9 protein-coding genes are annotated in these 8240 nt (G+C 69.1%); 6 read left to right on the top strand and 3 right to left on the bottom strand.

What is annotated here, in order from left to right; genetic code table 11:
* The first annotated feature begins 29 nt into the window (after positions 1–29).
* The 3 genes from ACIBLA_RS33765 (at position 30) to ACIBLA_RS33775 (ending at position 1927) form a co-directional block, all read left to right on the top strand.
* On the top strand, positions 30–290 hold the full coding sequence (locus tag ACIBLA_RS33765) for a UBP-type zinc finger domain-containing protein (protein ID WP_363241199.1): 261 nt from the start codon (positions 30–32) through the stop codon (positions 288–290).
* A gap of 252 nt (positions 291–542) precedes the next feature.
* The gene (locus ACIBLA_RS33770; protein ID WP_023538758.1) at positions 543–956 is read left to right on the top strand and encodes an anti-sigma regulatory factor; all 414 of its coding nucleotides are present in this window, start codon (positions 543–545) and stop codon (positions 954–956) included.
* Complete coding sequence (locus ACIBLA_RS33775) at positions 953–1927, top strand: RNA polymerase sigma factor SigF (RefSeq protein WP_399200824.1); 975 nt, start codon at positions 953–955, stop codon at positions 1925–1927. The genes ACIBLA_RS33770 and ACIBLA_RS33775 overlap by 4 nt, the downstream gene beginning before the upstream one ends.
* A gap of 84 nt (positions 1928–2011) precedes the next feature.
* Here ACIBLA_RS33775 and ACIBLA_RS33780 read toward each other — a convergent pair whose 3' ends face one another.
* Entirely contained in the window at positions 2012–2440 is a 429-nt protein-coding gene (locus ACIBLA_RS33780; protein ID WP_363241198.1) for a hypothetical protein, read from the bottom strand.
* A gap of 103 nt (positions 2441–2543) precedes the next feature.
* On the opposite strand from ACIBLA_RS33780, the gene ACIBLA_RS33785 reads away from it, so the two are divergent.
* The gene (locus tag ACIBLA_RS33785; RefSeq protein ID WP_363241197.1) at positions 2544–3512 is read left to right on the top strand and encodes a diacylglycerol kinase family protein; all 969 of its coding nucleotides are present in this window, start codon (positions 2544–2546) and stop codon (positions 3510–3512) included.
* Positions 3513–3829: 317 nt separating this feature from the next.
* Complete coding sequence (locus ACIBLA_RS33790; protein ID WP_004937597.1) at positions 3830–4087, top strand: WhiB family transcriptional regulator; 258 nt, start codon at positions 3830–3832, stop codon at positions 4085–4087.
* 189 nt (positions 4088–4276) lie between these two features.
* Here the strand turns inward: ACIBLA_RS33790 and ACIBLA_RS33795 are convergent, their stop codons facing one another.
* Positions 4277–5770, bottom strand: a complete 1494-nt coding sequence (locus ACIBLA_RS33795; protein ID WP_363241346.1) for a histidine kinase N-terminal domain-containing protein — start codon at positions 5768–5770, stop codon at positions 4277–4279.
* Between the two features lie 326 nt (positions 5771–6096).
* On the bottom strand, positions 6097–7185 hold the full coding sequence (locus ACIBLA_RS33800) for an SIS domain-containing protein (protein ID WP_399200825.1): 1089 nt from the start codon (positions 7183–7185) through the stop codon (positions 6097–6099).
* Positions 7186–7366: 181 nt separating this feature from the next.
* Here ACIBLA_RS33800 and nagB point away from each other — a divergent pair, with 181 nt between their 5' ends.
* Entirely contained in the window at positions 7367–8149 is a 783-nt protein-coding gene (nagB, locus tag ACIBLA_RS33805; protein ID WP_399200826.1) for a glucosamine-6-phosphate deaminase, read from the top strand.
* Positions 8150–8240: the final 91 nt, after the last annotated feature.

The following is an 8240-nucleotide window of genomic DNA, read 5'->3' on the forward strand; positions in this document are numbered from 1 at the left end:
TCCTTTGCTCGCGTCGTAATCTGGCCATCATGAGTGAGTGCCAGCATGTTGCCGACATCCCACACCCCGAGCCCGCGCCGTTGAGCGAGAGCTGCCTGGAGTGTCTGGCGTCCGGCAGCCACCACGTACAGCTGCGGCTCTGCCTGGTCTGCGGACACGTGGGGTGCTGCGACTCATCGCAACACCGACACGCCTCGCAGCATTTCAGGGACACGGGCCACCCGGTGATGCGTAGCTTCGAAGAGGGCGAGACATGGCGATGGTGCTTTGTCGACGGTTCGATCGTATGAGGCCTGGGTACGTCAACCATCCGCCCGTTCTTCGCAATTGATTGCCGCACTCCCCTAGCCACTGTCCGTGCCCATATGCCTACTATGAGTAACCGACAGCCCGGCTCTGGCCCGGGGGTCCCTGCGACAACGGACCATGGATCGCGATAGCGTCGCCAGTCCAGACCGGCTGCGTACCGACTACGTACCGCGAGGCTCCGGGGGTTTCCCTTCCCGGAGCCCTGAGAAGCTTGTGCCACCTTGGAGGTGAGGGTGTCCCAGATCGCAGGCGAGCCCGGGACCCAGGACTTCGTGGAAGTCCGGCTGCCCGCTGCGGGTGCCTACCTGTCCGTGCTCCGTACGGCTACGGCCGGCCTGGCAGCACGTTTGGACTTCACCCTCGACGAGATCGAGGACCTGCGCATCGCGGTCGACGAGGCCTGCGCGATCCTGTTGCAACAGGCCGTACCGGGCTCCGTTCTGAGCTGTGTGTTCCGGCTCATCGACGACTCGCTGGAAGTGACCGTCTCGGCGCCGACGACCGACGGACGCGCGCCGGAGCGTGACACGTTCGCGTGGACGGTGCTGTCGGCGCTCGCGGGCAAGGTCGACGCGACGGTCGCCGACGACCGCACGGTCGCCATCAGCCTGTACAAACAGCGCGGCGCGGGACCCGGGCCGGCGTGAGGAACGGGGACGGTCCGGTGCGTGACGAGGAGCGGGTCCCGCAGGATCCGCGCGAAGGGCATGAGGTTCCGGCGGATCCGGCGCTCGTGCCGCCGTCCGGCATTCCGGAGCAGCAGGCCCGGCCCCATCCGGTGGACGGGCTTGACGGCCAGACGGCGGCGGAGCAGGCGCAGGCAGAGCGGGCGGCCACGATGAGCGAGCACAAGCAACACGATCCACATGACCGCAGCGGGGCGCGGGCGATGTTCATCGAGCTGCGCAAGCTGCCGGAGGACTCTCCCGAACGGGCGCTGCTGCGCAATCAGCTGGTGCGGATGCATCTGCCGCTCGTGGAGCATCTGGCCCGCCGGTTCCGCAATCGCGGGGAGCCGCTGGACGATCTGACGCAGGTCGCGACGATCGGCCTGATCAAGTCGGTGGACCGGTTCGACCCGGAGCGGGGTGTCGAGTTCTCGACGTACGCGACTCCCACCGTCGTCGGCGAGATCAAGCGGCACTTCCGCGACAAGGGCTGGGCGGTGCGGGTGCCGCGCCGTCTTCAGGAGTTGCGGCTGTCGTTGACGACGGCGACGGCCGAACTCTCCCAGCAGCACGGCCGTTCGCCGACGGTGCACGAGCTGGCGGAGCGTCTCGGCATCTCCGAGGAAGAGGTCCTCGAAGGGCTGGAGTCGGCCAACGCGTACAGCACGCTGTCGCTGGACGTGCCGGACACGGACGACGAGTCCCCGGCGGTGGCGGACACGCTCGGCTCGGAGGACGAGGCGCTGGAGAGCGTCGAGTACCGCGAGTCGCTGAAGCCTCTGTTGGAGGATCTGCCGCCGCGCGAGAAGCGGATCCTGCTGCTGCGTTTCTTCGGCAACATGACGCAGTCGCAGATCGCGCAGGAGGTCGGCATCTCGCAGATGCATGTCTCGCGGCTGCTGGCCCGAACGCTGGCGCAGCTGCGCGAGAAGCTGCTCGTGGAGGAGTGAGACGACCTCGGTCGCCGGAGGGGTTCACACGGCCCGTCCGGCGTTCGAGGACGGGGCCGGCCCGACCGGGCTCGCCCCGCGGTCCTACGCGCGGTCCGGGCCGCTGATGCCGAGCGCCTGTGTGGTCGCCGGGTTGAGCAGCAGGACCAGTGCCGTCAGGGCGACGACGGCGAGCGCGATCCCGGCCGGAATCAGCGATCCGCTGGAGGTCAGCAGCGTCCAGGCGACCGGCAGCGCCATGAACTGGGTGGCGAGCGCGGGTCCCCGGCTCCAGCTGCGCCGCAGCAGCAGTCCACGGGCGGCGAGCAGCGGGATGACGCCGAGGGCGATGAGGGTGAGACCGCCCATCTCGGCCTGCTGCGGGTCGTCGGGCCGCCCGAGCAGACCCATCACGAGCAGGTAGGCGCCGCCGACGACGAGCGCGAGGGCTTCGAGCCCCGCGCAGGCGGCGGCCGCGGTCAGCCGGCCGGGACGCGGGCTCGGGTCGGGGGTGTTCTGCTCGTCACTGCTCACCTCAGCAGGGTAACGGCCGCCCGCCGGTGACCGGCGGGCCCCCGGACGGCACGGGGTCCGCCCGGGGACGGGGCGGCTGTCGATGGCCGGTAATGTCCTCCGTATGCGCGCACTCCTTGTGGTCAATCCGGCAGCAACCACCACCAGTGCCCGCACCCGCGACGTACTGATCCACGCGCTCGCCAGCGAGATGAAGCTGGAGGTGGTGACGACCGAGTACCGGGGGCATGCCCGCGATCTTGGGCGGCGTGCGGCGGACTCCGACGACATGGAGCTGGTCGTGGCCCTCGGCGGTGACGGCACGGTCAACGAGGTCGTCAACGGCCTTCTGCACGGCGGCCCCGACCCCGACCGGCTGCCGCGGCTGGCGGTCGTGCCGGGCGGTTCGACGAATGTCTTCGCCCGTGCGCTGGGGCTGCCGAATGACGCCGTGGAGGCGACCGGTGCCATTCTGGACGCGCTGAGTAACCGGACCGAACGCACGGTCGGTCTGGGACTGGCGGCCGGGACTCCGGGAACGGACGACGAATCAGTTCCCTCGCGCTGGTTCACTTTCTGCGCGGGATTCGGATTCGACGCGGGAGTGGTCGGCCGGGTCGAACAACAGCGGGAGCGCGGGAAGCGTTCGACGCACGCGCTCTATGTCCGCCAGGTGGTACGGCAGTTCCTCGACGAACCGCATCGCAGGCGCGGCATGATCACCCTCGACCGGCCCGGCGAGAAGCCGGTCACGGATCTTGTGCTGTCCATAGTCTGCAACACCGCCCCCTGGTCCTACCTGGGCAATCGTCCGCTCTACGCGTCGCCGGCCGCGTCGTTCGACACCGCGCTGGATGTGCTGGGACTGAGCAAGCTGTCGACTCCGGCGGTGGCACGTTATGCGACGCAGCTGCTCAATTCGACCCCCGATCGGGGACCCCACGGCAGACATGCGGTTTCGTTGCACGACCTGACCGACTTCACCTTGCAATCGAAGGTCCCACTCCCCTTCCAGATGGACGGCGACCACCTGGGACTGCGTACGAGCGTGACGTTCACAGGCGTACGCCGTGCACTGCGTGTGATTGTGTGAGTGGAAGCGAGGAAAGTCCTTTCACTCGAACGTTTAGGCTGGCATCCACCCCATGGAAGTACGGCTGTGACCGAGTCGACACCGAGGAATCAAAAAAAACTTTCCTGAAGGGGTTGTATCCGCCGCCGAGGTTTGCGAATCTCTACATGGCGCTCGGGACGGCCCGCAACACCGGCCTCCGCTGAGCTCCGGAACCCCCTCCTCAAACCAGGACCACACCAGTTCGTCTGGGCGTCGGCCCTTCCCTTGTCGGGGGATTCGTGAAAGCGTTCACATTCACAAGCAATCCGCACGTAACACCAAGAGAGGTAGCAGCCATGGACTGGCGTCACAACGCCGTTTGCCGCGAGGAAGACCCCGAGCTCTTCTTCCCCATCGGCAACACCGGTCCTGCGCTGCTGCAGATCGAGGAAGCCAAGGCTGTCTGCCGTCGCTGCCCCGTCATGGAGCAGTGCCTGCAGTGGGCGCTCGAGTCCGGTCAGGACTCTGGTGTCTGGGGTGGCCTCAGCGAGGACGAGCGCCGCGCTATGAAGCGCCGTGCCGCTCGCAACCGGGCGCGTAACGCGACCGCTTGAGCCCCCGCACCCACCTTGAGCACGGCGGCGCGTACAACGTGTACGCATAACCCCGCCCCCGAACCGCAGCGCGCAGTACCCCCCGATGCGCAACGTCACAGAGCTTGAGGCAGAGCCCCGGACCGTCACCACGGTCCGGGGCTCTTTGCTGTGAACGACCTTTCGCTGTGAAGGACGTTCAGGAGTCGGTCACTTGTGCGGCTCCACCGGGATGTCGAGGATCACCCGTGTGCCCCGCTCCTGGCCGGGAAGCATGTCGAAACCGCCGCCCAACTCCCCCTCCACCAGCGTCCGCACGATCTGCAGACCCAGGTTGCCGGCCCGTCGCGGGTCGAAGCCCTCGGGCAGTCCGCGGCCGTCGTCCTGGACGGTGATGAGCAGCCGGGCGTCCGAACGGCCGACGGAGCCGGGGCGTTTGGGGCCGTTTCCGCCGCTGCGGACGGCGTGCACCTCGACCGTGCCGCGCTCCCCCGTCTCGAAGGCGTGCTCCAGCGCGTTCTGCAGGATCTCGGTGAGGACCATGGACAGCGGCGTGGCCACTTCGGCGTCCAGAATCCCGAACCGGCCCGTCCTGCGCACCGTCTTGCCGGGCGAGATCTCCGACACCATCGCGAGCACCCGGTCGGCGATCTCGTCGAACTCGACACGTTCGTCCAGATTCTGAGAAAGCGTCTCATGGACGATGGCGATGGAACCGACCCTGCGCACGGCCTCGTTGAGGGCCTCGCGGCCCTGTTCCGAGTCCATCCGGCGGGCCTGGAGCCTGAGCAGTGCGGCGACCGTCTGGAGGTTGTTCTTCACCCGGTGGTGGATCTCCCGGATGGTGGCGTCCTTCGTTATCAACTCGCGCTCACGGCGTCGCAGTTCGGTGACGTCACGGAGCAGGATCAGCGAACCGACCCGGGTGCCCTTCGGCTTGAGCGGGATGGCGCGCAGTTGGATGACACCGCCGGCGCTCTCCACCTCGGTCTCGCGCGGAGCGTATCCGCTGGCCAGTTTGACCAGGGCCTCGTCCACCGGGCCGCGCACCGGGGCGAGTTCGTCGGTCGTCTGACCGAGGTGATGTCCCACCAGGTCGGACGCCAGTCCCAGCCGGTGATACGCGGACAGGGCGTTGGGGCTCGCGTACTGGACGACGCCGTCGACGTCGAGCCTGATCAGCCCGTCGCCGACGCGTGGTGAGGCGTCCATGTCGACCTGCTGGCCGGGGAAGGGGAACGATCCGGCGGCGATCATCTGTGCTAGGTCGGAGGCGGACTGGAGGTAGGTCAGCTCCAGCCGGCTGGGGGTGCGGACGGTCAGGAGGTTGGTGTTGCGGGCGATGACGCCGAGGACGCGGCCCTCGCGGCGTACGGGGATCGACTCGACCCGCACCGGGACCTCCTCGCGCCACTCCGGGTCGCCCTCCCGCACGATCCGGCCCTCGTCCAGCGCGGCGTCCAGGAGCGGTCTGCGGCCACGGGGGACGAGATGGCCGACCATGTCGTCCTGGTACGAGGTGGGGCCCGTGTTGGGCCGCATCTGGGCCACGGAGACGTAACGGGCGCCGTCGCGGGTGGGGACCCACAGGACGAGGTCCGCGAAGGACAGGTCGGAGAGCAGCTGCCACTCCGAGACCAGCAGATGGAGCCATTCGAGGTCGGACTCGGTCAGCGCCGTGTGCTGGCGTACGAGGTCGTTCATGGAGGGCACAGAGGCGAGGGTACCTGTGGGATGAACCGGGGCGGTTCGCGCGACGTGGTGGTGGGTGGGGCCGGAAAATGCCCTCCCCGATCCATGGACAGATGAGAATGGTCTAGTCCACAATGATTGAGTAAAGCTTCCGCTCTCCCCGCACAGGAGGGCGGAACGGGGTAACCGGCGCTCTCTGCCCTGACTGCGTCGATACCTCTCTCACGGCCCTCGTGGCCGTAGCAACTCCGGGCTGCGGTGCCGGACGGGCTGAGGGTCCCGTCCTGGCGCCGCGGCCCGTGGGTGTCTCTGGGCGCGAACGCGCGTGCAGCGCCCGCTCAGTGGGTCTCGGTGACCTTGGCCAGCGCACGCGGCGCGTCCGGGTCCTGGCCGCGGGCCAGGGTGATCTCGTACGCCAGCCGCTGGAGCGGCAGGATCTCCAGCACGGGCTGGACCTCCTCGGCGACACCCTCCGTAGGAAGGGCGAATCCCGCCGACGCGGCGGCGACCTCGGAGGCCGGTCCGACGACGCACAGGTCCGCGCCCCGGCCGCGCAGCCGTTCCAGGACCGGCCGGAGCGCTTCGCCGCCCCTGCCGTCGGTGACCACGGCGATGACCGGCGAGATGTTGTCGACCATCGCGAGCGGGCCGTGCAGCAGGTCCGCGCCGGAGTAGGAGAGCGCGGGGATGTAGCTCGTCTCCATGAGCTTGAGGGCCGCCTCCTTGGCCGTCGGATAGCCGTAGCCGCGCGAGGTGATGACCATCCGCTCCGCGAAGCGGTAGCGGGAGGCCAGGGTGCGTACCTCTTCGCCGCGGGCCAGGACGCGTTCGGCGATGCCGGGCAGGACGTTCGCGGCGGCCCCGTCACCGCCGCCCAGGCCCTCGACGAGGAGGTAGAGCGAGAGCAGGGAGGCCGTGTACGTCTTCGTCGCCGGGAGGGCCTTCTCCGGGCCCGCGAGGATGTCGATGTGGAACTCGGACACGGCGGCCAGCGACGAGTCGGGGTTGTTGGTGACGGCGAGGGTGATCGCCCCCGCCTCGCGCGCGGCGCGGGTGGACGCCACCAGGTCGGGCGAACCCCCGGACTGGCTCACCGTGATCACCAGTACGTCACGGAGGTCGGGCCGGGCGCCGAACGCCGTCGTCGTGGACATGGAGGACAGCCCGCAGGGCATCCCGCGGCGGATCTCCAGCAGGTACTTGGCGTAGAGCGCGGCGTGGTCGGACGTGCCTCGCGCGGTGAGCAGGACGAAGCGCGGCGCACGGGCGGCGATCTCGGCGGCAACGTCACGGATGTGCGGCGCGCCCTCCTTGAGGATGCGGCGCAGCATCGTCGGCTGCTCGGCCATCTCGGCGGCCATCAGCCGGCCCGGCGGGTCGGTCCGCGCGAGCCGTGCGGACTCTTCGGAAGGGTTCGTCGCGGACATGCCGGGTGCCTCCAGGTGGGCTGAAGATGGCCGGGGGACGGCGCCCACGGGGCGCGCACAAGTCGACCACGAGAACTCGTTCGGCCGCCAGCGGAAGGGGCCGTGACGCCGCCGCGCGCTCTGCTAGATTGGTCTATACCACGAGACTCAGAGGACCCTTCACCAGATCGGCAGGCGCAGCGTGGAAGTTGTCATCGTCCAGGACGCCAAGGCGGGCGGCGAACTCATAGCGGAGACCATCGCGGACCTGCTGCGCCGCAAGCGCGACGCTCTGCTCGGCGTGGCCACCGGGTCGACCCCGCTGCCCGTCTACCAGGCGCTGACCGCCAAGGTGCGGGCCGGCACGGTCGACGTGTCGGGCGCCCGTGTCGCGCAGTTGGACGAGTACGTCGGCCTGCCGGCCGGGCACCCGGAGTCGTACCGCTCGGTGGTCCTGCGTGAGGTGATCGAGCCGCTCGGGCTCACGGAGGGCGCGTTCATGGGGCCGGACGGCGCCGCCGAGGACGTACAGGCGGCGTGCGAGGCGTACGACCGGGCGCTCGCCGAGGCCGGCGGGGTGGACCTCCAACTGCTCGGCATAGGGACCGACGGACACATCGGCTTCAACGAGCCGTGCTCGTCGCTGGCTTCGCGTACCCGCATCAAGACACTGACGCGGCAGACCCGCGAGGACAACGCCCGGTTCTTCGACAGCCCGGACGAGGTCCCGCACCACGTCATCACCCAGGGCATCGGCACCATCCTGGAGGCCCGGCACCTGGTGCTGCTGGCCACCGGCGAGGGCAAGGCCGAGGCCGTGGCGCAGACCGTGGAGGGGCCGGTGGCCGCCGTCGTACCCGCGTCGGCGCTGCAACTGCACCCGCACGCCACGGTGGTGGTCGACGAGGCCGCCGCGTCGAAGCTGAAGCTCGCGGACTACTTCCGCGCCACGTACGCCGCCAAGCCGGACTGGCAGGGCATCTAGTGTCCTGCGCCTGAAATCCTGGCGTTAAGTTGCTACGGTTTCAGGATGTCGTTTTCGGGGCGCTCTTCCGTCGAGTTTGTGTTGACCACTG

Source organism: Streptomyces sp. NPDC050433 (assembly GCF_044458565.1).
Classification (GTDB): domain Bacteria; phylum Actinomycetota; class Actinomycetes; order Streptomycetales; family Streptomycetaceae; genus Streptomyces.